Below are 25529 nucleotides of genomic sequence, written 5' to 3'. Positions count from 1 at the left end.
TGCGAATATCGCAACTGATTCGTAAGGAAAGCATACAATGGCACAAGTAATTAACACCAACAGCCTGTCGCTGATGGCGCAGAACAACCTGAACAAATCCCAATCCACTCTGGGCACTGCGATCGAGCGTTTGTCTTCTGGTCTGCGTATCAACAGCGCGAAGGATGATGCTGCGGGTCAGGCGATCTCTAACCGTTTCACCGCTAACATCAAAGGCCTGACTCAGGCTTCCCGTAACGCTAACGACGGTATCTCTTTGTCGCAGACCACCGAAGGCGCACTGAACGAAGTCAACGACAACCTGCAAAACATCCGTCGTCTGACCGTACAGTCCCAGAACGGCTCCAACTCTTCCAGCGACCTGCAGTCAATCCAGGACGAAATCACCCAGCGTATGTCCGAGATCAACCGTATCTCTGCGCAAACCGATTTCAACGGCGTGAAAGTGCTGAGCGGCGACCAGAAACTGACCATTCAAGTGGGTGCCAACGATAACGAAACTATCGATATCGACCTGAAAAACATCAACTCTTCTACTCTGGGCCTGGACAAGTTCAGCGTTGCGACCTCCATCGATCCTACCAAAGTGGGTGGCGCGGCAACGACGGTACCAAACGGCAAAGATATTGCCATCACCAACACCACTAACAAGCAGGCTAACGGTGCTGCACCAGCCAGCTTTATCAAAGATGACGCGACCGGCGACGTTTACGCGGTAGGCACCGATGGCAAGAACTACCTGGCCACCGTTGACAAAACTTCAGGTGACATCACTGCGATCGCAGCGACTGAAACTACCGGTCTGACCGGCACCAGCGCGACCACCACCGTTAAGCAGGAAGTGACTGCAACCGGCGCTGACGCGGCTAACCTGAAGTCTTATGACAGCGGCAAGTCTTACGTTATCCAGGAAGGCACTGGCGCAAATGCCAAATACTTCAAAGCTAACGTAGACTCTGCGGGTAAAGTCAGCAAAGGCGCAGAAATGAGCACCACGCCAACAACGGATGATCCGCTGGCCGTATTGGACAAAGCGCTGTCTCAGGTTGATTCGCTGCGTTCTTCTCTGGGTGCGGTACAGAACCGTTTCGATTCTGTTATCAACAACCTGAACAGCACCGTGAACAACCTGTCCGCTTCTCAGTCCCGTATTCAGGATGCCGACTACGCGACCGAAGTGTCCAACATGAGCCGTGCCAACATCCTGCAACAGGCAGGCACCTCCGTTCTGGCACAGGCTAACCAGTCTACCCAGAACGTGTTGACCCTGCTGCGTTAATCGATTCTCCGCGATTAACCTGTCGTAAAGAACCCTGCTTCGGCAGGGTTTTTTTATGGTGCGCGCCCAGAAGTTAATGCATGGCGCAAATAAAGCCTATTTTGTGCGACTGTTCAGCCGATTGGCATTTTGCCCCCTACGGATAATAGCGCTGACTCTCTTATCCGCAGGTTTTAGACATAGTGAGCGATCTGTATACCGCCGAAGGCGTGATGGACAAAAATTCTCTTTGGCTGCGCTATGTTCCGTTAGTGCGCCACGAGGCGTTGCGCCTGCAGGTCAGGTTGCCCGCCAGCGTGGAGCTCGACGATCTGCTGCAGGCCGGGGGAATCGGGTTGTTGAACGCCGTTGAGCGTTATGACGCCCTGCAGGGAACCGCCTTTACCACCTATGCGGTGCAGCGCATTCGCGGCGCAATGCTCGATGAGCTGCGCAGCCGCGACTGGGTGCCGCGCAGCGTGCGTCGGCATGCACGTGAAGTGGCACAGGTGATGCGGCAACTGGAACAGCGGCTCGGCCGCCCGGCCAGTGAAGTGGAAGTCGCGCAGACGCTGAATATCCCGCTGGATGAGTACCGTCAAATACTGTTGGACACCAATAACAGCCAGCTTTTCTCCTACGACGAATGGCGTGAAGAGCATGGCGAAAGCGCAGAGCCGCTGCTGGAAGGGCACGAAGAGGCCAACCCGCTGCATCATCTGCTGGAGGGCAACCTCCGCCAGCGGGTGATCAACGCTATCGACGCGTTGCCGGAGCGCGAGAAAATGGTGCTGACGCTGTATTACCAGGAAGAGTTGAACCTGAAAGAGATCGGTGCCGTGCTGGACGTGGGGGAATCGCGCGTCAGCCAACTGCACAGTCAGGCGATCAAGCGGCTGCGCGCCCGCCTGGCGGCCGAAAATTGAGGCGAGTCAACTCTTACCCTTCAACCTGATTACCGTTGCGATAACCGGACTGTCTTATGCCAGGAATATTATTGAAAAAACGGCCGCTGAGTCGTTATTTGAAAGATTACAAACACAGCCAAACCCACTGCTCCCAGTGCAGTAAATTATTGGATCGCATGGCGTTGGTGTTCCGAGGCAAGATCATTAACAAAGATGCCATTGCGCGCATGGACCAGCCGATTGACGATAACGTCTGGCTGAATGTGCAAAATGAGCTGACCGCGCTATGCCGTTTTTGCAGTGAGATTTCCTGCAACAGCCATCCGAGCTATTTCGATATCATGGCGTTCAAACAGTATCTGTTTGAGCAGACCGAGATGAGCCACAGCACTATCCGCGAATACGTGGTGCGTCTGCGTCGGCTGGACGAAATGCTGGTGGCGCGAAACTATCCGGCGGACAAGTTCGCCAGCAACAATAACCATCAGCGCATTATCGAAGACTTGCCCAGCGCCGCACACAATAATTACCGCATTGCCCTGCGTAAATACGACCAGTATATCGCCTGGCAGAAGACCTACTGATCCCGTCTCCCCGGCGCGCCGGCCGGGGGTTTACCGCTTTACGTCTCATCAAAAAGAGTGATTATTCAGCCCACATCTGATAAATCTATGCTTTAGATGTTGATACCTGTTCCCTGGGGGACGTTGTGAATCTGCAACAGCAACTGGCGCAATTCCCGCGCCTCGATTTAGTCGGCTCTGCCACACCGCTCGAAAAACTGTCTCGCCTTTCAGACTACCTTGGCCGTGAAATTTACATCAAACGTGACGACGTCACGCCGATGGCGATGGGCGGCAACAAACTGAGAAAACTGGAGTATCTTGCTGCCGAGGCCTTGCGACAGGGCGCGGATACGCTGGTGACCGCCGGCGCTATCCAATCCAACCACGTGCGTCAAACTGCGGCGGTAGCGGCAAAACTCGGCCTGCACTGCGTGGCGTTGCTGGAAAACCCGATCGACACCCAAGCGGAAAACTACCTCACCAACGGCAACCGTCTGCTGCTCGGGCTGTTCAATGCCGAAGTGGTGATGTGCGAAGCGTTGCACGATCCGCAGCAGCAATTGGCCGACCTGGCGACGCGTCTTGAAGGGCAGGGTTTCCGGCCTTATGTGGTGCCGGTGGGCGGCTCCAACGCGTTGGGCGCGCTGGGTTACGTGCAGTGCGCGCTGGAAATTGCCGAACAGAGCCGGCGTAGCGGCGTCGTTTTCAGTTCAGTGCTGGTGGCTTCCGGCAGTGCCGGCACGCATGCCGGGTTGGCGGTCGGCCTTCAGCAACTGCTGCCGGAGACTGAACTGATTGGCGTTACGGTTTCGCGTAAAGTGATCGACCAATTGCCCAAGGTTGAGCTGATTCAAAAGGCGCTGGCTTGCTCGTTAGGCATCGACACTCTGGCGCCGATCCAACTGTGGGACGAGTATTTTGCGCCGCAGTATGGCATGCCCAACGAAGAGGGCACGGCGGCGGTGCAGTTGCTGGCGCAGCAGGAAGGGGTGTTGCTGGATCCGGTCTATACCGGCAAAGCGATGGCCGGCCTGATCGACGGCATTGCCCAGCAGCGTTTTTGCGGCGATGGCCCGATACTGTTTATTCACACCGGTGGTGCGCCGGCGCTGTTTGCCTATCATCCGCAGGTGTGACGGCAGCTTGTTATTCCATTTTGAACTATATTTATAAAGTTATATTCCTTTATGCAGTCAAACGCACTGGTAAAGTGCTGATATCAAAAAAGATAAACAGAATATGGGGTGTTTATGATCTTTTCCAAATTTCGTCGTCAATTGCTGTTGGGCGTGATGACCGTTGCGCTGACCGCCGGTTTAAGCGCACAAACCTATGCCGCCGACAATCTGCTCCAGCAGGTTAAGCAGCGCGGTACGCTGATTGTCGGGCTGGAAGGCACCTATCCGCCATTCAGCTTCCAGGGCGAAGACGGGAAGTTGACCGGATTCGAAGTGGATTTCGCCAACGCGCTGGCACAGCACATCGGCGTGAAGGCCAAGCTGAACCCGACCAAATGGGACGGCATGCTGGCATCGCTGGAATCGAAACGCATCGACGTGGTGATCAACCAGGTGACGATCTCCGCCGAGCGCAAGAAGAAATATGATTTCTCAACGCCTTATACCGTTTCCGGTATTCAGGCGTTGGTGAAGAAGGGCAACGAAGGCACCATTGCCAAGCCGGACGATCTGAAGGGCAAAAAGGTCGGCGTTGGCCTGGGGACCAACTATGAGCAATGGCTGCGTGAAAACGTGCAGGGCGTCGACGTACGTACCTATGATGACGACCCGACCAAGTACCAGGATCTGCGCGTTGGCCGCATCAACGCCATTCTGGTTGACCGTTTGGCGGCATTGGATCTGGTGAAGAAAACCGGCGATACGCTGGCGGTTGCCGGCCCGGCGTTCTCTCGTCAGGAGTCTGGCGTCGCGGTGCGTAAAAACAACCCGGAACTGTTGGCAGCGATTGACCAGGCGATTGCCGAGATGCAAAAAGACGGCACGCTGGCGAAGATCTCCGAGAAATGGTTTGGCGCGGACGTAACTAAATAATGCACGAAAGTATTCAACTGGCGCTGGATTCAGCGCCATTTTTATTGAAGGGCGCGATACTTACCCTCCAGCTTAGTCTGGGGGGCATGGCGCTCGGTTTACTGCTTGGTTTTCTGCTGGCGCTGATGCGCCTTTCGCCGTTATGGCCGCTGTCATGGCTGTCGCGCATTTATGTGTCGTTGTTTCGCGGCACGCCATTGATCGCTCAGCTGTTCATGATTTACTACGGCCTGCCGCAGTTCGGCATCGAATTTGATCCCTTCCCGGCGGCGCTGATTGGCCTGTCGCTTAACACCGCAGCCTATACCTCGGAAACGCTGCGTGCGGCGATTTCGTCGATTGAAAAAGGGCAGTGGGAAGCCGCAGCCAGCATTGGCATGACGCGCTGGCAAACCTTGCGCCGGGTGATCCTGCCGCAGGCGGCGCGCACCGCCTTGCCGCCGCTGGGCAACAGTTTCATCGGCCTGGTGAAAGACACCTCGTTGGCGGCGACCATTCAGGTCCCTGAGCTATTCCGTCAGGCGCAGCTGATCACCTCGCGTACGCTGGAAGTGTTTACCATGTATCTGGCGGCATCGTTGATTTACTGGGTGATGGCGACCCTGCTTTCGGCACTGCAAAATCGCCTGGAAGCCCACGTTAACCGCCAGGATCAGGAGTAACGCATGAGTGCCATCGAAGTGAAAAAACTGGTCAAGCAGTTCAACGGCCAAACGGTGCTGCATGGGATCGATCTGGAGGTTAACGCCGGTGAAGTGGTGGCGATTATCGGGCCGAGCGGCTCGGGGAAAACTACCTTGCTGCGCAGCATTAATCTGCTGGAGGTTCCGGATTCCGGCACCATTCGCGTCGGCGATATTCAGATCGACGGTTCAAAGCCGCTGAGCAAACAGAAAAAACAGGTGCGGGCATTGCGCCAGCAGGTGGGCTTCGTGTTCCAAAACTTCAACTTGTTTCCGCACCGTTCGGTGTTGGAGAACATTATTGAAGGCCCGGTCATCGTTAAGGGTGAGAGCAAAGCCAGTGCCGAACAGCGCGCCCGTGCTTTGCTGGCCAAAGTCGGGCTGAGCGGCAAAGAGTCCGCTTATCCACGCCGGCTTTCCGGCGGCCAGCAGCAACGTGTAGCGATTGCCCGCGCGCTGGCGATGCAGCCGGAAGTGATCCTGTTTGATGAACCCACTTCCGCGCTCGATCCAGAGCTGGTGGGCGAGGTGCTCAACACCATTCGCTCGTTGGCGGAAGAGAAGCGCACCATGGTGATCGTGACGCATGAAATGAGCTTTGCTCGCGACGTTGCCGACCGTGCCATTTTTATGGACCACGGACGCATCGTCGAACAGGGGCCGGCCAAACAACTGTTCGCCAACCCGCAACACCAGCGCACCCAGCAATTCCTCGACAAGTTTTTGAATCAATGAGAAAGGGGGGCGTTTTGCCCCCTGACTCTCGACTAACCGGCTTTCGATAATTCATTACGGGCGGCGGCGGCCAAAAAGGCGCTGCGGCTCCCATAGCCAGGATGCTGCTGCACCAGTGAATCGATGCGGTTCAACAAGCGGTGCGGCAGGGTGATATTGATACGTTCCGCCCGCCCATCGAACTTATCCATATTGATATCGACCAGCAGCCACTGTCCGCCGTTCAGGGTGTCGTTTTCCTGTGCCAGATGGAAGGAAACGGCCTGTGGGCGTGGGATGGCCTGGTTGTCTTCGCTCAGAAGTTCGAAATGCGCGTCCAGCGCGCCTTTGGCATCTTCAAAGGCTTTATCGAGGGTATCGCCGGCAAAATAACAACCCGGCACATCGGGGAAGAAACCGCTGGCGCTGCCGTCGAGGTCTGAATGTACATAAGCAGGGTAGAACATAATTTCTCCTGTTAACTCATGGTACCGGGTTAGCACAGCCCGGCATCTTTCATGATCTGGCGCAGCGTTCCCGGCTTCAGATCTTTACGCGGGTGTGGAACGGTGATCACCAAACGAGATCTCGGGTGTTTAAACTGATGGTGGCTTCCCTTTATCCGCTCTAAAACCCAACCTTCTCGTTCTAACAGCCTGATCAGTTCTGAACTTTTCACGCGCTTACCGTCCCTTTATGATACACACCATACACACTTTATGGCAACAGGATTAATACGCTAGCGCGCCGCTTTTGTGCAGACAATAAAAAACCCTGCACGGGTGCAGGGTTTGCGAGGGTGACAGCAGAGTGGATTACAAACGGCTGCAATCCCTCTTTAAGCGTTAACCGATGGTCATCAGGCTGGCGTTACCACCGGCGGCGGCAGTGTTGACGCTGAGCGAACGTTCGATCAGCAGGCGTTCCAACAGGATATTGGTTTCACCGTGGGCAAAGCCCTGTACCGAGACGATCGCACCGCTGCGTTGGGCGATCTGCTCGCACAGGGTACGCAGCTGATCGGCGTCGCCGTGGTAAATGGCGGCGTCGAACTCCACCTTATCCTGCTGCCAGTCCTTGCTGAAGCTGATACGCGCCTGAACCGTTGCCGGCAGGCGGCGGTATAGCGTGCGCTGCAATTCGGCTTCAGGCCACAGCACGCTGCTGCCAACCGCCAGCACGGCTGCCAGTTGAGTCAGCGCATCGGTTTCGTTGTCCGCCAGGCACAGCACGCGCTCACGCGGCAGCAGGGCGTAGGTGTTGCGTTCGCCGGTAGGGCCCGGCAGCGGTCGAACGGTGCCGCCCTGGCCCAGTTCGGCGTAACGTTGCGCCAACTGCACCAGATCGCTGTGTTTCTCGGCAACAGCCCACTGCTCGAGCGCCTGGTGGGCATTGAGCAGCAGCGGTCGCGCGGTGGCTTCCAGCGGGCGCTCGTCGTCCTGGCGGTTCAGGGTGCGCTGAACGGCGTCGTCCGGGCGGTTGGCCAGCAGGCGGTAGAGATACAGCGGGCCACCGGCTTTCGGTCCGGTGCCGGACAGGCCTTCGCCACCGAAGGGTTGCACGCCGACGACCGCGCCAACCATGTTGCGGTTAACGTACAGGTTGCCCACTTTGGCGCGGTCGGTAACGCGGGCAATGGTTTCATCGATGCGGGTGTGAATGCCCAGCGTCAGGCCATAGCCGGCGGCGTTGATCTGATCGACCAGCGACTCCAGATTGGTACGCTGGAAGCGGACCACATGCAGCACCGGGCCGAAGATCTCTTTTTGCAGCTCGTCGAAGCTGTCCAGTTCGATCAGCGTCGGCTTGATAAAGGTGCCGCGTGACCACTCTTTCTCATCCTGCGCATTGCCTTTCGCCGCTTGATAGACCTTGCGGCCCTTGGCGCGCATCGCCTGGATATGACGTTCGATGCCGGTTTTGGCTTCGGCGTCGATCACCGGGCCGATGTCGGTAGACAGGCGTTCCGGGTTACCCATGCGGCATTCGGCCATCGCGCCGCGCAGCATTTGCAGCGTATGTTCCGCCACGTCTTCCTGAATGCACAGGATACGCAGCGCGGAACAGCGCTGGCCGGCGCTGTCGAAGGCCGAGGCGACCACGTCCGTCACCACCTGTTCGGTCAGGGCGGAAGAGTCGACGATCATGGCGTTCAGGCCACCGGTTTCGGCGATCAATGGCGTTGGGCGGCCCTGCGGATCCAGGCGCCCGGCGATGCTGCGTTGCAGGATGCCTGCGACGTCGGTGGAACCGGTAAACATCACGCCGCGCACGCGGGCGTCGTTGACCAGCACCGAACCGACGCTCTCACCCTGGCCCGGCAGCAGTTGCAGCACACCTTGGGGAATACCGGCTTCAAGCAGAATGCGCACCGCCTGTGCGGCAATCAGCGGAGTTTGCTCGGCCGGTTTGGCCAGCACGCTGTTGCCTGCCGCCAATGCCGCGGCAATCTGGCCGGTGAAGATCGCCAGCGGGAAGTTCCACGGGCTGATACAGACCACCGGACCCAGCGGGCGATGGCTGTCGTTGGCGAAGTCATCACGCACCTGGCCGGCGTAGTAATGCAGGAAATCGACCGCTTCGCGCACTTCGGCGATGGCGTTGTTAAAGGTTTTACCCGCTTCGCGCACCAGGATGCCCAGCAGGCTTTGCAACTGGCCTTCCATCAGTTCTGCGGCGCGATCAAGAATGGCGGCGCGTTCGGAAGGTGGGGTAGCGAACCAGATTGGGCCGGCGGCGGCGGCGGCGTCGAGCGCCCGGCTGACTTCCGCTTCGGTGGCTTCACGCACGTAACCGACCACATCGCCCGGCTCGGCCGGGTTAATCACCGGCTGTTCCACGCCCTGATCCAGCTCTGCGTCGATAATGGGTTCTGCACGCCACGGCTGGGTGGCGCTGGTCAACAGTGCGCTGGACAGCGAGGCCAGACGTTGTTCGTTGGACAGATCCAGGCCGCTGGAGTTGGTGCGCTTATCGCCATACAGCTCACGCGGCAGCGGAATGCGCGGGTGCGGCAGGCCAATCTGGCCTTCGCTTGCGGCCAGGGCCTCGACTGCGGTGACCGGATCGGCAACCAGTTCGTCGAGCGGCAGGGTGGCGTCGGCAATGCGGTTAACGAACGAGGTGTTGGCGCCGTTTTCCAGCAGGCGACGTACCAGATACGCCAGCAGCGTTTCATGGGTGCCGACCGGGGCATAGATGCGGCAAGGGCGGTTCAGTTTGCCGTCGGCCACTTTGCCCACCACTTGCTCATACAGCGGTTCGCCCATGCCGTGCAGGCATTGGAACTCATACTGACCCGGATAATAGTTGTTGCCCGCCAGATGATAGATCGCGCTCAATGTGTGGGCGTTATGGGTGGCGAACTGCGGATAAATCAGGTTTGGCACCGCCAGCAGTTTGCGGGCGCAGGCCAGATAAGACACGTCGGTGTAGACCTTGCGGGTGTATACCGGATAGCCTTCCAGCCCGTCCATTTGGGCGCGTTTGATCTCGCTGTCCCAATAGGCGCCTTTCACCAGGCGGATCATCAGGCGGCGACGGCTGCGTTGTGCCATGTCGATAACCGCGTCGATAGCGAACGGGCAACGTTTTTGATATGCCTGGATCACGAAGCCAATGCCATTCCAACCGGCCAGTTGCGGTTCAAAGCACAACTTCTCCAGCAGATCGAGCGAGATCTCCAGACGATCGGCTTCTTCGGCATCGATGTTAATGCCGATGTCATACTGCCGCGCCTGCAAGGTTAGCGACAGCAGGCGCGGGTAAAGCTCTTCCATCACGCGCTCGTACTGCGCGCGGCTGTAACGCGGGTGCAGGGCGGAGAGCTTGATCGAAATGCCTGGGCCTTCATAGATACCGCGGCCGTTAGACGCTTTGCCGATAGCATGGATAGCCTGCTGGTAGGACACCAGATAGGCCTGCGCGTCGGCTTCGGTCAGCGCCGCTTCACCCAACATGTCGTAGGAATAGCGGAAGCCTTTGTCTTCGAGTTTGCGTGCGTTGGCCAGCGCTTCGGCGATGGTTTCGCCGGTCACGAACTGTTCGCCCATCAGACGCATCGCCATATCCACGCCTTTGCGGATCAGCGGTTCGCCGCTTTTGCCGATGATGCGGTTCAGCGAAAGGGACAGATTGGCTTCATTATGGGTCGATACCAGCTTGCCGGTGAACAGCAGGCCCCAGGTGGCGGCGTTAACGAACAGCGACGGGCTGCGGCCGAGGTGGGAATGCCAGTTGCCGTTGCTGATTTTATCGCGGATCAGCGCATCGCGAGTTGGCTTGTCCGGAATGCGCAGCAGGGCTTCCGCCAGGCACATCAGCGCCACGCCTTCCTGCGAGGAAAGCGAGAACTCTTGCAGCAGACCTTGCACCATGCCGGCGCGGCCGTTTGCACTCTTTTGGTTACGCAGCTTCTCGGCGATGTCGTAAGCCATCTTATGGGTAGCTTTGGCAAGATCGGCAGGTAATCGCGCCTGTTCGAGCAACATCGGCACCGCTTCGGTCTCCGGGCGACGATAAGCGGCGGTAATGGCGGCCCGGTTGACCGACTGCGGCAAAATTTGTTCTGCAAATTCAAGGAATGGCTGGTGGGACTCTTCCAGTGCTTGCGGCATAATGTCGTCCGCTTCGGCCTGGGCCGCGGCGGCAAGTGCTGGAATTTCAGGAATATCGGAACCGCTCTCGAGACGCTCGAGGTAATTGAAAATGGCCTGCTTGATGAGCCAGTGCGGCGTGCGATCGATACGCTGTGCCGCGTCTTTAATCCGGTCGCGTGTTGCTTCGTCGAGCTTCACGCCCATTGTGGTAGTGCCCATGCCAATCCAACTCCTGTGTTAAAGAACCTATCCCATCAGGCTATACAAACTATGGGCCACATAGGCTGTTGGGATAGGTTCGTACGTTATGCGGTGTGAAGAATGCAGACAATATCCAGCATGTTGCAACTTTGTGCAACCGTGTTAAATCAGGCCGATGAACGAAGTGTGAGTTTCATCGATTTTTTAACATCGGCAACCGGCATGATTCTTGCTGGGTTCTCTGCCAAAGAGTGCAGAGGTTGGCTGTGTGAGTCCGTTATCCCCAGCAATATAAGGGGTAAGCGCAGGGTTGCTGGAGGTGCAACTTGATTTGGGGGTGAGTGGTGCAACCGTAAAGGCGGTTAAATGTGACGCAGGGTAAACTTTGTGTAACTTTGTTGTTAAATATCTTGTTGAATAACGAACGGGTCATCTAGGATAGCCGGCGGTCAGACAATTGCGGGAGGAAACTATTTTCACTCGCGGCCTGTTCGTCATTTCGCCTCGTTCCGGCGGATCGGCAAGTAGCAAATATCGCAATACAGCGCGAAATAATAATGAGAGTGGAGAATTTCATGACAATGAGCACACCTATGCTGGTGACCTTCCTGGTGTATATCTTCGGGATGGTGTTAATCGGCTTACTTGCCTACCGGGCAACCAATAACTTCGACGACTATATTCTGGGGGGCCGCAGCCTGGGTAGCGTGGTGACCGCGCTCTCCGCCGGCGCATCGGATATGAGCGGCTGGTTGCTGATGGGCCTGCCGGGCGCCATCTTCCTGTCCGGCATCTCGGAAAGCTGGATTGCCATTGGCCTGACGATCGGCGCTTACCTTAACTGGAAACTGGTGGCGGGGCGGCTGCGTGTGCATACCGAAGCCAACAATAATGCCCTGACGCTGCCGGATTACTTCACCAGCCGTTTTGAAGACAACAGTAAACTGCTGCGGGTGATTTCCGCCATTGTTATCCTGGTGTTCTTCACCATCTACTGTGCATCCGGCATCGTGGCCGGTGCGCGCTTGTTTGAAAGCACCTTTGGCATGAGTTACGGCACGGCGCTGTGGGCCGGTGCGGCAGCCACTATCATTTATACCTTTATCGGCGGATTCCTGGCGGTGAGCTGGACCGATACCGTGCAGGCCAGCCTGATGATTTTCGCGCTGATCCTGACGCCGGTGTTCGTGATCCTGGCGGTAGGCGGTATCGACACGTCAATGCTGGTGATTGAGGCGAAGAACCCGGCCAACATCGACATGCTGAAAGGCCTGAACTTTGTAGCTATTCTTTCGCTGCTGGGCTGGGGGTTGGGTTATTTCGGCCAGCCGCACATCCTGGCGCGTTTCATGGCGGCGGATTCCCACCGCACCATCCGCAGCGCACGTCGCATCAGTATGACCTGGATGATCCTGTGCCTGGCGGGCACCATTGCCGTCGGTTTTTTCGGTATTGCCTACTTCGCCAACAACCCGGATCAGGCGGGCAACGTGTCGCAAAACGGCGAGCGCGTGTTTATCGAGCTGGCGATGATTTTGTTCAACCCTTGGGTGGCGGGCATTCTGCTGTCGGCGATCCTGGCTGCGGTGATGAGTACCCTGAGCTGCCAATTGCTGGTGTGTTCAAGCGCGATTACCGAAGACCTGTACAAAGCTTTCCTGCGTAAGGGGGCCAGCCAACGCGAGTTGGTATGGGTCGGTCGCATCATGGTGCTGGTCGTGGCGCTGGTGGCGATCGCGTTGGCCGCCAACCCGGAAAACCGCGTGCTGGGCCTGGTAAGCTATGCCTGGGCCGGCTTCGGCGCCGCCTTTGGCCCGGTAGTGCTGATCTCGGTGATGTGGTCACGCATGACCCGCAACGGCGCATTGGCCGGCATGCTGGTGGGTGCAGCGACAGTGATTGTCTGGAAACACTTCGCCTGGCTGGATCTGTATGAAATCATCCCGGGCTTCCTGTTCGGCTGCATCGCCATTGTGGTGGTGAGCCTGATGGGTCGCCAGCCTTCTGCCACCATGACCGAACGTTTCGACAAGGCGGAAGCTGAGTTCAAAACGGTTTAGCCTTCTCGCAGAGCGGGTCTCAAAGGGCGCTTAATGCGCCCTTTGTCATTTCTTGCTTCGTCGCTGTCTGTCATCTGCCGGAAACACCTCGCGACATTTGATTAGAAAAAATCACCCTTGCTCCCCTTGTATTTCTTTTTGGCAGAATGATAATCACTATCGTTGTGTTTTACTTTTCTTTACATTAGCGCTGTGGCCATTCCTGGCGTGCGGACGCTTCACGGCAGAAGCCTTTTTAGGGGTTATTACTTATGTTTGTTCCCTTCCTTATCATGTTCCGTGAGGGGCTGGAGGCTGCGCTGATCGTCAGCCTGATCGCCAGCTACCTGAAACGCACCCAGCGCGGTCAATGGCTAGGCGTGGTGTGGATAGGGGTGATTGTCGCCGCTGCCCTGTGCCTGGCGCTCGGCATTTTCATTAATGAAACTACCGGCGAATTCCCGCAGAAACAGCAGGAACTGTTCGAAGGTATTGTCGCGGTGATTGCGGTGTTGATCCTCACCTATATGGTGTTTTGGATGCGTAAGGTCTCCAAATCGGTCAAGGTGCATCTGGAAGGTGCCATCGACAGCGCGCTCAATTCCGGCAAAGGCCAGGGCTGGGCGCTGGTGGCAATGGTGTTCTTCGCCGTGGCCCGCGAAGGGCTGGAGTCGGTATTTTTCCTGCTGGCGGCCTTCCAGCAGGACGTCGGCATCGAAGCGCCGATTGGCGCGGTGCTCGGCCTGGTCGCCGCCATCGTGCTCGGCATGGCTCTCTACTGGGGTGGCGTGAAGCTGCACCTGGCCAAATTCTTCAAATGGACCAGCCTGTTTATCCTGTTCGTTGCCGCCGGCCTGGCCGCCGGGGCGATCCGCGCTTTCCACGAAGCCGGGCTGTGGAACCATTTCCAGGATATCGCGTTTGATCTCAGCAACCATCTGTCCACCCATTCGCTGTTTGGCACCCTGCTTGAAGGCATCTTCGGTTACCAGGAAGCGCCGACGGTGAGCGAAGTGGCGGTCTATTTCCTGTATCTGATCCCGGCGCTGATTTTCTTTTTCCTGCCGCAGCGTGCGGAGCCGGCAGCGGTTTCGGCGCAACGTAAAATCAATCATTAATTTTAATAGGGAATCTTATATGTCTACCCCGTTATTCCGCCGCAAGGCGTTGCACGCCGCATTACTGGCTATCCCGGCGTTCGCGCTGAGCATCGATGCCCTGGCGGCGGACGTGCCGCAGGTGAAGATTACCGTTAACGACAAGCAGTGCGAGCCGATGCAACTGACCGTACCGGCCGGCAAAACCCAGTTTGTGGTGCACAACACCAGCCAGAAAAACGTGGAATGGGAAATTCTGAAAGGGGTGATGGTCGTGGAAGAGCGCGAAAACATCGCGCCGGGTTTCACCCAGAAGATGACCGCCAATCTGGAAGCGGGCGAATACGATATGACCTGCGGGCTGCTCAGCAACCCGAAAGGCAAACTGATCGTTACGGCGGGTGCGGCTACCGACGGCAAACCTAACGCGCTGGATCTGGTTGGGCCGATTGCCGAGTACAAGGTTTACGTCACTAAAGAAGTGGAAGGGCTGGTCAAGCAGACCAAGCTGTTCACCGACGCGATAAAAGCCGGCAATGTCGCGCAAGCGCGCAAACTGTATGCGCCAACCCGCCAGCACTACGAGCGTATCGAGCCGATCGCCGAGCTGTTCTCCGATCTGGACGGCAGCATTGACGCCCGCGAAGACGACTACGAGAAGAAAGCCGAAGATCCGAATTTCACCGGTTTCCACCGTCTGGAGAAAGCGCTGTTTGCCGACAATACCACCAAGGACATGAGCAAATACGCCGATCGCCTGTACAACGATACCGTTGAATTGCAAAAGCGCGTGAGCGATTTGACCTTCCCGCCAAGCAAGGTGGTAGGGGGCGCGGCCGGCCTGATCGAGGAAGTGGCGGCGAGCAAAATCAGCGGTGAAGAAGACCGTTACAGCCGTACCGACCTGTGGGATTTCCAGGCCAACGTCGACGGTGCGCAAAAAATCGTTAACCTGCTGCGCCCGCTGCTGGTTAAGGCCAATAAACCCTTGCTTGACAAGATCGACGCCAACTTCAAAACCGTTGACGGCATTTTGGCAAAATACAAAACCAAAGACGGCTATGAGTCTTACGAGAAGCTGACCGACGCCGATCGTAACGCAATGAAAGGGCCGATCACTACCCTGGCGGAAGACCTGTCACAACTGCGTGGCGTACTGGGTCTGGATTGAGGCAAGCACTATGAGTAACAAGATCGGCCCAGGCAACGGGCCGCATCCGCAATCGACAGGCGCGGCGTCACCGTCGCGCCGTCGTTTGCTGCAGGGGCTGGGGCTGGGTGTTCTGGCGCTGGGCAGCAGCCGTTTGACGCAGGCAGCAGAGAAGGAGGCCGATCCGCTGGCGACGTCGCAGGACGAGCGTTGGCAGAAACAGCCGTTCTATGGCGCGCATCAGGGCGGGATCCTCACAGCGCAACAGGCGGCGATGATGCTGGTGGCTTTTGACGTGCTGGCAAGCAACAAGCAGGATCTGGAGCGTTTATTCCGGTTGCTGACTGCCCGCATTGCGTTTCTGACCAGCGGCGGCAAGGCACCGGAGGTGGATCCCAAGCTGCCGCCGCTCGACTCGGGCATCATGGGGCCGGAAATCTATCCCGACAACCTGACCATCACCGTGTCGGTGGGGACTTCGCTGTTTGACGAACGTTTTGGCCTGCAGGGGCAAAAACCGCTGCGGCTGCAAAAGATGACGCGTTTCCCTAACGACTCGCTGGACGCCAGCCTGTGTCATGGCGATCTGGTGTTGCAAATTTGCGCCAATACCAATGAAACGGTAATCCACGCGCTGCGCGATATCATCAAGCATTCGCCGGACTTGCTCAGCGTGCGCTGGAAGCGGGAAGGCTTTATTTCCGCCCACGCCGCGCGCAGCAAAGGCAAAGAAACGCCGATCAACCTGCTGGGCTTTAAAGACGGCACTGCCAACCCGAAAACCGGCGACAAGCCGTTGATGGATAAGGTGGTGTGGGTGGCGGACGACGCCGGGGAGCCGGCCTGGGCGGTAGGCGGCAGCTATCAGGCGCTTCGGATTATCCGTTTCCACGTCGAGTTCTGGGACCGCACGCCGTTGCAGGAGCAGCAAACCATCTTCGGCCGTGAAAAGCACAGCGGCGCGCCGCTCGGCATGAAACATGAGCACGACGAGCCGGACTACGCGAAAGATCCCGAGGGTAAAACCATTCCGATGGATGCGCATATCCGCCTGGCGAACCCACGCACACCGCAAACCCAGAGCAATCTGTTACTGCGCCGCGGTTACAGCTATTCGATCGGCGTGTCCAATTCCGGCCAACTGGAAATGGGGCTGCTGTTCGTCTGCTATCAGGCCGATCTGGAGAAAGGCTTCCTGACGGTGCAAAAACGCCTGAACGGCGAGGCGCTGGAAGAGTACGTGAAGCCGATCGGCGGCGGGTACTTCTTTGCGCTGCCAGGGGTGAAAGACAATAATGACTATCTTGGCAGCGGTTTGCTGAAAGCGTAGTCAATGTTCAATCTGGCGGGGTCTCCCCGCCTTTTTTCATCGGCCCTCCGCAGCGAACCGATCTTATTTAAATATTCCGTGGCCTTGCGCAACCGGGAATCCGGGTTTTTAATTATGGCTAACTGTTTTCATTTGTTTGTTAAAAGTATTAACATGCCAGCCATTTTGTTCCAGACGGTTCAGATTTCCCGATCCCTTTAACGGCATTCTCTTGATGAAAAACACCCGTAAAAACACGCTGGCGTCCGCCATCGTCATTCCCGCCTTACTGCCCCTTTCATTGTGCTATGCGCAAGACAGCGAGGGGGAACAGACCATGGTGGTGACCGCCAAACGCAGCGGTCTTTCCGAACTCTCGACGCCCGCCGCCGTCAGCGTGGTGAATGGTGATCAAATCCGTGACGCCAAGCCTCAGATCAACCTGTCTGAAAGCCTGGGCAGCGTGCCTGGCCTGCAAATTCAAAACCGCCAGAACTATGCGCAAGATTTGCAGTTATCGGTGCGGGGGTTTGGAGCACGCTCTATGTATGGCGTGCGCGGCGTGCGGATTTATGTGGACGGCATTCCGGCCACCATGCCGGATGGGCAGGGGCAAACCTCGAATATCGACCTGAACTCGGTCGACAAGGTGGAAGTGCTGCGTGGGCCGTTTTCCGCGCTTTACGGCAACTCCTCCGGCGGCATGGTGAACGTGGAAACCGAAACCGGCCAACAGCCCAACCGCATTGAGGCGGGCAGTTATTTTGGCAGCTACGGCACCTGGCGCAATGGCATCAAAGCCTCCGGGGCTACCGGGGATGGCAGCCATGCCGGCGACGTTAACTACACCATTTCCGGCACGCGGTTTACCACTCAAGGATTCCGCGACCACAGCGGTGCGCAAAAAAACCTCGGCAACGCCAAGCTGGGCGTGCGTATCGACGATGTCAGCACGCTTACGCTGCTGTTCAACAGCGTGGATATCGACGCCAACGATCCCGGCGGCCTGACGTCTGCCGAATGGCACGACAACCCACGGCAGGCACCGCGAGCCGATCAATACAATACGCGCAAAACCACCTCGCAGACCCAGGCCGGATTGCACTATGAACGCCAGATGGGCGTTAATGATGACCTGAGCGTGATGATGTACGCCGGCGAGCGCGAAACCACTCAGTACCAGTCGATCCCGGTCGCGGTACAGCAGCGCAGCGCACAGCATCCGGGCGGGGTGATTGACCTGACGCGTCATTATCAGGGGATTGATACGCGCTGGACCCACCGTGGCGAACTGGTGGCGGTACCTTACACTCTGACCGGCGGTCTGGACTATGAAACCATGACCGAACAGCGCAAAGGGTATGAAAACTTTACCCAGTCCAACGGCGTGACCGAGCTGGGCACCCAGGGCGCGCTGCGCCGCAACGAGCGCAATCTGATGTGGAATGTGGACCCTTATCTGCAAACTTCATGGAAACTGACCCCGCAACTGACGCTGGATGCCGGTGCGCGTTACAGCACCGTCAATTTTGATTCCAACGATCACTACGTCACCGGCAGCAATGGCGATGACAGCGGCAGCGCCAGCTACCATCAGTGGTTGCCGGCCGGCTCCTTCAATTATGCCGTCAGCCGCGGCTGGAATCTGTATTTGTCCGCCGGTCGCGGTTTTGAAACGCCGACCATCAACGAGTTGTCCTATCGCCCCGGCGACCAAAGCGGGCTCAATTTCGGCCTGAAACCGGCAACCAGCGATACGGTGGAGTTTGGCAGCAAAACGCGTATCGGCAACGGTCTGTTGACTGCCGCCGTTTTCCAGACCGACACCAAGAATGAAATTGTTGTCGATGAGAGCAGCAACGGGCGCACCAGCTACAAAAACGCCGGGCAAACGCGTCGGCGCGGGCTGGAGTTGGCGCTGGACCAGCAGTTTGCCTACGATTGGCGGCTGCAACTGGCCTGGACGCTGCTGGATGCGCGCTACCGGGATGACGTGTGCGGCGACAGCCAATGCTCGGTGGACAATAAGGTGCCAAGCGGCAACCGCATGCCGGGCATTGCACGCAATATGGGGTTCGCCTCCTTTGCCTGGGCCCCGCCGGAAGGTTGGTATGCCGGCGCGGAGGTGCGCTACATGAGCGACATCGAGGTGAATGATGAAAACACCGAACAGGCACCGTCCTATACCACCGTGGGGTTGAATACCGGCTACCGCTATCCGGTAGGGAACTGGATGCTTAACGTTTTCGGCCGCGTGGACAACCTGTTTGACCGCCAATATGTTGGCTCGGTCATCGTCAATGAAGGCAACGGCCGTTATTACGAACCGGCGCCGGGCAGGAACTGGGGCGGTGGCGTGAGCGTCTCTTACTCCTTCGAGTAAAGGCACTTTCGGCCACCCTTGGGCGCGTATACCTGGTACTTCAGGGCGGGAGATTTCCCGCCTTTTTTATTAATGAAGTACAGCGCCAGGGGGAAGGCGTGCCGCTAACATTGCGGATAAAATCGCGTTTTTGTTTGTGCGAAATTTAATCAGGAAACCAAAATGTCATCCGGCACTTTTAATCATAACTATTTGATCTGGCTGGGTGATAAAATTTCTCTGGAATGGCGTAAACAGCGTGATATAGTGTTCTGGCGTTATCTGAAAACAAAAAAGATTAAATTTTTTTACATTTTAGTAACGCGATGGGTTTGAATGTCATTATACTGTAATCATCTGGCGGTAGTTTTCACAAGGTGCACAGCGGAAGCTGTAAATAACACTGCGGGGATCGCTAATGGTAAAGTCCTTGGTTGGGCTGGAAAGAAAAAACAATACACCTTCTCTGATTTCTCGTTGTAACGAGGGTTCTCTCTCCGACTCTCTTTTCCTGGCAACTCCGCATTCCCGGCATGACAAATTCTTGTCACTTTTTACTCCACAATTAATTACGCAATCGCGTTCTCCCGTGAAAAAACGGTGCGCTACAACGCCCGCGTATTCACTTCGTCTATTGGCTTTTATTGGCTCTGAAGGAAGCCAAAACCTCATCTGTATGTGAAACATTAATCGCGCGGCCAGGCCGCAGCGGTAGGTGAAACAAACTGTAAGGTGCCACTATGAGACAAAAAGCAGTGATCAAAGCACGTCGTGAAGCGAAACGCGTTATTCGTCGTGACGCTCGTAGTCATCGCCAGCTGGAAGAAGAGTCCGTAACCTCGCTGGTACAAATGGGTGGAGTTGAGTCTATCGGCATGGCGCGAGACAAGCGCGATAGCTCTCCCATCGAGGCTAGAACCGAAGCTCAGGGTCATTACTTAATCGCCATAGATAAAAAGCAGTTGATATTTGCCACCGGCGAAGCCGGCTGCGGCAAAACATTCATCAGCGCCGCGAAGGCGGCAGAAGCCCTTATACATAAAGAAGTGGATCGGATTATTGTTACGCGTCCGGTTTTACAGGCGGATGAAGACCTCGGTTTCTTGCCCGGGGATATTTCTGAGAAGTTCGCCCCTTATTTCCGCCCGGTGTATGACATTCTGGTGCGCCGCTTGGGATCGTCCTTTATGCAATACTGCCTGCGCCCGGAAATCGGCAAGGTAGAGATCGCGCCTTTCGCCTACATGCGCGGGCGTACCTTCGAAAATGCGGTCGTTATCCTGGATGAAGCCCAGAACGTCACCGCCAGCCAGATGAAGATGTTCCTGACCCGTTTGGGTGAGAACGTAACGGTAATCGTCAATGGCGACGTAACCCAGTGCGATTTACCGCGCGGCGTGAAGTCCGGCCTCAGCGATGCGATGGAGCGCTTCGAAGAGGATGAAATGATCGGCATCATCCGCTTTGATAAACAAGACTGCGTCCGCTCCGCCTTGTGCCAGCGTACGCTCAACGCCTACAGTTAACCTGCCTGCTATGACGAGGCCGCTTCGGCGGCCTTTTTCTTTTCTGCCGCGAATCCTCGTCCGCCAATCCGTTATGTAAATTATTGTAGGTTTTTGTATGGATTTTCGTTGCATTAGCGTTAATGATTAATGGTGTTCCAAATTGGCGCCAGCCTTTACCTGGCAAACGGAAGTAGTTGCGTTGTGCGCCGGTTTGGCGCACAGGTGTTGGGCTTCTCACAGCGGTTCAGTCATGAAATATATTATTTTAATTTTATTTATTTTATGTGTGATCTATATCCATTATCGCGGCCGGGTGCGTTATACCTTCTGGCGGCAGCTTTCCGATCATTCCACTTTTACCGCGCCACTGAACGTTTTTATGTATTTGTTCTCGCGCGCGCCGATAACGCCTTATCTGCAACCGGAGCAATTTCCCGAACTGGGGGTGCTACGGGATAATTGGCAAACCATTCGCGACGAAGGGCAGCAGTTGATGGCGATCCAGCAAATTAAAGCTTCGGATCAATTCAACGATGCCGGCTTCAACTCGTTCTTCAAAACCGGTTGGAAGCGTTTTTATTTGAAATGGTATGAAGACAACCACCCGTCGGCGATGAGCCTGTGCCCACAGACCACCGCGCTGCTGCGCAGCCTGCCTTCGGTCAAGGCGGCGATGTTTGCCGAACTACCGGACGGTAGCCGCCTGCCACGCCACCGTGACCCCTACGCCGGTTCGCTGCGTTACCATCTGGGGCTGATTACGCCTAATGACGATCGCTGTTTTATTGAAGTCGACGGCGAACGTTACAGCTGGCGTGACGGAGAAGGGGTGATGTTTGATGAAACCTATCTGCATTACGCCGAGAACCAGAGCGGGCAAAATCGGTTGATTCTGTTTTGCGATATCGAGCGGCCGATGCGTTATCGCTGGGCGCAGAGCATCAACCACTGGCTGGGGCGCAACCTGATGAGCGCGGCTACTGCGCCAAACGAAGAGGGCGATCGCACCGGCGGCGTTAATAAGTTGTTCAAGTATATTTATGCGGTGCGCAAAGTGGGGAAACGGCTAAAGGCGTGGAACCGCACCGGTTATTACATCATTAAATGGATTCTGTTTGGCGGGATCGCGGCGGGCATTTTCTTCGCGGTATAAATCCTGGCGGTACAAGGCGGTATAAGAAGAGGGGCGCAGAGTGCGCCCCTCGGTCATTCAGGAAAAGATGGTCATCATGTAGGCGGCAAACAGCGCCAGGTGCGCGGTACCGTTCAGCACGTTGGTGCGCCCGGTGGAGAACGACAGCTGGCACAGCAGCAATACCGTCAACATCACCACGATATGCGGTGTCTGCAGGCCGAAGATCAGTGTCTGGCCGGTGAGGGTAGCGATGATGGTTACCGCCGGCACCGTCAGAGAAATGGTCGCCAATACCGAGCCGAAGAACAGGTTCATAGCGCGCTGCACCTGATTGTTCAACACTGCGCGCAGGGCGCCCAGACCTTCCGGCGACAGGATCAGCAGCGCCACCAGGAAGCCGGTAAACTGCGCCGGGGCGTTCACTTTGGTCAGCAAACCTTCCAGCGGGTTGGCGTTGAATTTGGTCACCGCGATCACGGCAATCAGATGCACGACCAGCCAGCCCGCATGCCAGGCGCTGCTGTGCGAGGAAGGCTTGCCGTGGTGCGGGTCACCGTCGTCATCTTCATGCTCGTACACGAACAGGCTCTGGTGGGTTTTGGTCTGGATCACCAGGAACACGCCATACATGGCGGCAGAAATCACCGCGACCAACAATGCCTGACCGGTGCTGAAGTTACCCCCCGGCAGCGCACTCGGGAACACCAGAACGATGATCGCCAGCGGGAAAATCGCCATCAAATACTGTTTGATGCCGCCGAGGTTAACGTACTGGGTAGCGAATTTACGCCCGCCGAGCAGCAGCGCAACGCCTACCAGCCCGGCGGTGACGATCATGATGATGGAATAAAGCGTATCGCGCATCAGCGCTGGGGCCGCGTCGCCGGTAGCCATCAGCGCTGAAATCAGGCTCACTTCCAGAATAACCACCGACAGGCTGAGGATCAGCGAGCCGTAGGGTTCCCCCAAACGATGAGCCAGCACGTCCGCATGGCGCACCACGCTAAAGGCGCTGCTGAGAATACCTATTAGGGCGACGATGTTAATGCCGACGATCAAAGGAAAGTTGCTGGTGCTGCCCCACAGATTCAGGACGACCAGGGCGGCAATCGGGAAAATCAGCGAGTACTCGGTGTGGCGGGATTTGGATCGGCCAGGATCGTGTTGCGACTTCATTTTGATGGTACTCCTTCTCAAACAGCGTGGACCCGTCATCGCTGACTGCCGCAGTACGGCAACTCGCGTATCCAGAATGTTTACCCGCCGCCTTTCACGCTGCTGCATTGTTGACCGCAGCTTGAAATCCATTGGGCATATTTATATTTAATAATAATAGGATACACCCAGTGTCTTGTGTCGGGTAATGATGTGATGTTGTGTTACTCGAAAAAGCAATTGCTTGCTTTGTGTGACAAGGTTAACAAAAAAACCGCATCTGATGCGGTTTTATTTACTTACTTTTACGTAGTGGGATTAACTTTTCGCATCAATGGCGCGTAAATTGCAGTTATACACGCATTGTATGGTTAATAAAGGGAAAAATTCCCATTAGTCGTCAATATTATCCATGATTTCATGCCGTTTATTATGATAACCCTCTTCATTTAACCCCTCACGCCAGTAAGGCACGGCATAAAGCTGATTACGATCACATTGGCGATCGCGGCGCAGGTAGCGGCGCAGCTCGACCACCAGGCGATCTTCACCCGCCAGCCAGAACTGGGTGGCGGCCTGCGGCAAGGATAATGCGCAAAATTGGGTTATCAGCTCCGGCGTTTTTTCGGTGCCGCCGATAATCCAATTCAGCTCGACGCCGGCAGGTTTTTTCATGCTGATAACGTCGGCGGCAGTATCCACGCGGATAAAAGCATGGCCTTCGCTGCTCGCCGGCAGCTGTTCCAGCAACGCGGCCAGCGCGGGTAAAGATGAAGGATCGCCGGCCAGGCAGTAGAAATCGGCTGGCGGCAGCATCGGTTTGGGGCCGCCAGGGTTGCTGATGCCAATTTTGTCGCCCGCTTTGGCCTGGCGCGCAAAGTTTACCGCCGGGCCGCTATGGTCGTGGATGGCGAATTCGATGTCGATCTCGGCCAGTTCCGGGCGCACGGCGCGCACCGAATAGGTGCGAATAATCGGGCGTACCGCGTCCGCTGCCCAAACCGGGCCGCTAGCGGTCAGCGTTGGGAGATCCGGTTGCTGTTGGCCTGCGAGCGGCAGGAAAACCTTGATGTGCGCGGCAGCGGCTTGCGCCGGGTAATAGCGCAGGTCTGGCGCGCTAAAGGTGATGCGACGCAGGTGCGGCGTGATGTCACGGACAAGGGCGACTTCAATCAGGTAAGGCGCGCGTGAGCGGGGGGCATCGGTATTCACGGTGATCTCCTTATGTTCGTTTGGCGCCGAGTATATCATGTCATTTGATAATGAGAATCGTTTGCTAGTTGAGGCGGCAGGCGGTATTGACTAGGCTTATAGATTAATACGTCGTTATGGAGAAAAATGATGCCGTACAACAGCAAGAGCGCCTTGCCTGACAATGTGAAAAATGTGCTGCCGGATCATGCACAAGAGATCTATAAAGAAGCGTTTAATAGCGCCTGGGATCAATACAGTGATTCTGATGACCGCCGCGGCGATGACAGCCGCGAAGAAACGGCGCATAAAGTCGCCTGGGCGGCGGTAAAGCAGATCTATCGCAAAGGCGACGACGGCCATTGGCACAAAAAGTGACCTTAAAACCCAGCTTCGGGTGCCGGTAAAATCACAATATCTGCATAGCTACGCATACAATTAATATTATTGCTTCCGCGTACAAATACTTTTTCACTTTATCTACGTTTTGAAACTTGATTGCGGATCGAGAAAAGAATAAGGTCATTATTATCGTGGAGTGACTATTGAATTAATAAAATTCCGCATCCAAAAAATAAAAATTCCAGAGATCGCAGTGGCGAGGGAGTAGGAGTAGCCTATTCCCAGGAGGTTGTTAAGATGTTAACGCGAGATTTTCTGCAAAAGGCAGATTGCAAAACAGCATTCGGCACAATTGAGGAGTCGCTGTTACTGACATCAGAGCAGCGTGCGGCCTCGCTGAGTTGTACTTTATCCCGTCGTCCAGATAACAGCCCGGTGTGGGTATTTGGCTATGGTTCACTGATGTGGAACCCGGTATTCGAATCCGAAGAAGTGCGGCCGGCTACGTTGCAGGGGTGGCACCGTGCGTTTTGCCTGCGGTTAACCGCCGGACGCGGTACCCTGCATCAGCCTGGGCGCATGCTGGCGCTGAAAGAGGGCGGCCATACTACCGGGCTGGCGTTCCGCTTGCCGGAAGAGAAGCTGCGCGAAGAGCTGGAACTGCTGTGGAAACGCGAAATGGTGACCGATTGTTACCTGCCGACCTGGTGCGATCTCCAGCTTGCCGATGGCGAGGTGGTCACCGCGCTGGTATTCGTGATGAATCCGCAACACCCGCTGTTTGAAGAAGACACCAGCCACCAGGTGATAGCGCCTCTGATAGCCAGCGCCAGCGGGCCGTTGGGCACCAATGCTCAATACCTGTTTGCACTGGATAATGAGCTGAAAAACCACGGCATGAAGGACGACTGCATCGGCGATTTGGTCAACTATGTGCAGCAGTGGTTGCAACAGAATACGTCCGGCCCTATTGGCGGCGAAGCGATCGCCTGATCTCTCAGCCAAAACATTCTTTCCAAACGGGCTCTGCATGCAGGGCCTTTTTATATATAACCAATGCCTATATTTAATAACTTTATTTCTCAGGAATATTTAACCCACAGTTAATGAGTGGGTTTGTATCTTGTTAATTTTAAAGGTGTTCGTTATCTTCTCTTGAAGAAACAGTTAATTCACGACCATGAAAAATCCACTTAGTATTAAAATGCATAAGTAAAGGTTATTTCTTATTTGTTCCCTCCTGCCAGACTCAGTATCACTGT

At 56.2% G+C, this 25529-nt stretch carries 21 protein-coding genes; 16 read left to right on the top strand and 5 right to left on the bottom strand.

Annotation, left to right across the window (positions count from 1 at the left end; genetic code table 11):
* The first annotated feature begins 37 nt into the window (after positions 1–37).
* From SERAS12_RS15075 to tcyN, 7 genes are all read left to right on the top strand, one after another.
* Entirely contained in the window at positions 38–1279 is a 1242-nt protein-coding gene (locus SERAS12_RS15075) for a FliC/FljB family flagellin (protein WP_013813464.1), read from the top strand.
* Between the two features lie 182 nt (positions 1280–1461).
* The gene (locus SERAS12_RS15070) at positions 1462–2184 is read left to right on the top strand and encodes an RNA polymerase sigma factor FliA (RefSeq protein ID WP_013813463.1); all 723 of its coding nucleotides are present in this window, start codon (positions 1462–1464) and stop codon (positions 2182–2184) included.
* A 56-nt stretch (positions 2185–2240) separates the two neighbouring features.
* Positions 2241–2750, top strand: a complete 510-nt coding sequence (gene fliZ / locus SERAS12_RS15065; protein ID WP_013813462.1) for a flagella biosynthesis regulatory protein FliZ — start codon at positions 2241–2243, stop codon at positions 2748–2750.
* 125 nt (positions 2751–2875) lie between these two features.
* Positions 2876–3868, top strand: coding sequence for a D-cysteine desulfhydrase (locus tag SERAS12_RS15060; protein ID WP_013813461.1), 993 nt, complete (start codon positions 2876–2878; stop codon positions 3866–3868).
* A 114-nt stretch (positions 3869–3982) separates the two neighbouring features.
* Positions 3983–4783, top strand: coding sequence for a cystine ABC transporter substrate-binding protein (gene tcyJ / locus SERAS12_RS15055; protein ID WP_013813460.1), 801 nt, complete (start codon positions 3983–3985; stop codon positions 4781–4783).
* Positions 4783–5445 (top strand): cystine ABC transporter permease, encoded by a 663-nt coding sequence (tcyL, locus tag SERAS12_RS15050; RefSeq protein WP_013813459.1) that lies wholly within the window; start codon positions 4783–4785, stop codon positions 5443–5445. Before tcyJ ends, tcyL begins: the two co-directional genes overlap by 1 nt.
* Positions 5446–5448: 3 nt before the next feature.
* Positions 5449–6201, top strand: coding sequence for an L-cystine ABC transporter ATP-binding protein TcyN (tcyN, locus tag SERAS12_RS15045; protein ID WP_013813458.1), 753 nt, complete (start codon positions 5449–5451; stop codon positions 6199–6201).
* 32 nt (positions 6202–6233) lie between these two features.
* Here tcyN and SERAS12_RS15040 read toward each other — a convergent pair whose 3' ends face one another.
* The 3 genes from SERAS12_RS15040 to putA all read right to left on the bottom strand — a co-directional run bounded on the left by SERAS12_RS15040 (position 6234) and on the right by putA (position 10997).
* Positions 6234–6647, bottom strand: coding sequence for a type II toxin-antitoxin system HicB family antitoxin (locus SERAS12_RS15040; RefSeq protein ID WP_013813457.1), 414 nt, complete (start codon positions 6645–6647; stop codon positions 6234–6236).
* Between the two features lie 29 nt (positions 6648–6676).
* Positions 6677–6859, bottom strand: coding sequence for a type II toxin-antitoxin system HicA family toxin (locus tag SERAS12_RS15035; RefSeq protein WP_013813456.1), 183 nt, complete (start codon positions 6857–6859; stop codon positions 6677–6679).
* A 166-nt stretch (positions 6860–7025) separates the two neighbouring features.
* Positions 7026–10997, bottom strand: coding sequence for a trifunctional transcriptional regulator/proline dehydrogenase/L-glutamate gamma-semialdehyde dehydrogenase (putA, locus tag SERAS12_RS15030; RefSeq protein ID WP_013813455.1), 3972 nt, complete (start codon positions 10995–10997; stop codon positions 7026–7028).
* A gap of 557 nt (positions 10998–11554) precedes the next feature.
* Between putA and putP the strand changes: the two genes are divergently transcribed.
* The 7 genes from putP (at position 11555) to lpxO (ending at position 21597) form a co-directional block, all read left to right on the top strand.
* The gene (gene putP / locus SERAS12_RS15025) at positions 11555–13039 is read left to right on the top strand and encodes a sodium/proline symporter PutP (protein ID WP_013813454.1); all 1485 of its coding nucleotides are present in this window, start codon (positions 11555–11557) and stop codon (positions 13037–13039) included.
* A gap of 251 nt (positions 13040–13290) precedes the next feature.
* A complete protein-coding gene (gene efeU, locus SERAS12_RS15020) occupies positions 13291–14136 on the top strand; it encodes an iron uptake transporter permease EfeU (protein ID WP_006321371.1) in 846 nt (281 codons plus the stop codon).
* Positions 14137–14155: 19 nt separating this feature from the next.
* Complete coding sequence (gene efeO, locus SERAS12_RS15015) at positions 14156–15286, top strand: iron uptake system protein EfeO (protein ID WP_013813453.1); 1131 nt, start codon at positions 14156–14158, stop codon at positions 15284–15286.
* Between the two features lie 10 nt (positions 15287–15296).
* Positions 15297–16595 carry an iron uptake transporter deferrochelatase/peroxidase subunit gene (gene efeB / locus SERAS12_RS15010; protein ID WP_013813452.1) on the top strand — a complete coding sequence of 433 codons (1299 nt, stop codon included), beginning with the start codon at positions 15297–15299 and terminating at the stop codon, positions 16593–16595.
* 214 nt (positions 16596–16809) lie between these two features.
* Positions 16810–18957 (top strand): TonB-dependent receptor PqqU, encoded by a 2148-nt coding sequence (gene pqqU / locus SERAS12_RS15005; RefSeq protein ID WP_013813451.1) that lies wholly within the window; start codon positions 16810–16812, stop codon positions 18955–18957.
* Positions 18958–19676: 719 nt separating this feature from the next.
* Positions 19677–20462, top strand: a complete 786-nt coding sequence (gene phoH, locus SERAS12_RS15000; protein WP_004945903.1) for a phosphate starvation-inducible protein PhoH — start codon at positions 19677–19679, stop codon at positions 20460–20462.
* A gap of 232 nt (positions 20463–20694) precedes the next feature.
* The gene (lpxO, locus tag SERAS12_RS14995) at positions 20695–21597 is read left to right on the top strand and encodes a lipid A hydroxylase LpxO (RefSeq protein ID WP_013813449.1); all 903 of its coding nucleotides are present in this window, start codon (positions 20695–20697) and stop codon (positions 21595–21597) included.
* A 57-nt stretch (positions 21598–21654) separates the two neighbouring features.
* On the opposite strand, the gene chaA is transcribed toward lpxO, so the two are convergent.
* Together chaA and SERAS12_RS14985 are read right to left on the bottom strand one after the other, a co-directional pair.
* Positions 21655–22755, bottom strand: a complete 1101-nt coding sequence (chaA, locus tag SERAS12_RS14990) for a sodium-potassium/proton antiporter ChaA (protein ID WP_013813448.1) — start codon at positions 22753–22755, stop codon at positions 21655–21657.
* Between the two features lie 372 nt (positions 22756–23127).
* On the bottom strand, positions 23128–23946 hold the full coding sequence (locus tag SERAS12_RS14985) for a siderophore-interacting protein (RefSeq protein WP_013813447.1): 819 nt from the start codon (positions 23944–23946) through the stop codon (positions 23128–23130).
* A 129-nt stretch (positions 23947–24075) separates the two neighbouring features.
* Between SERAS12_RS14985 and chaB the strand changes: the two genes are divergently transcribed.
* Entirely contained in the window at positions 24076–24303 is a 228-nt protein-coding gene (gene chaB / locus SERAS12_RS14980; protein ID WP_013813446.1) for a putative cation transport regulator ChaB, read from the top strand.
* Between the two features lie 261 nt (positions 24304–24564).
* On the top strand, positions 24565–25260 hold the full coding sequence (locus tag SERAS12_RS14975) for a gamma-glutamylcyclotransferase (RefSeq protein ID WP_013813445.1): 696 nt from the start codon (positions 24565–24567) through the stop codon (positions 25258–25260).
* Positions 25261–25529 lie beyond the last annotated feature (269 nt).

The sequence above is a fragment of the Serratia sp. AS12 genome (assembly GCF_000214195.1).
Taxonomy (GTDB): Bacteria; Pseudomonadota; Gammaproteobacteria; order Enterobacterales; family Enterobacteriaceae; genus Serratia; species Serratia plymuthica.
This window is presented reverse-complemented; position numbering and strand designations above follow the sequence as displayed.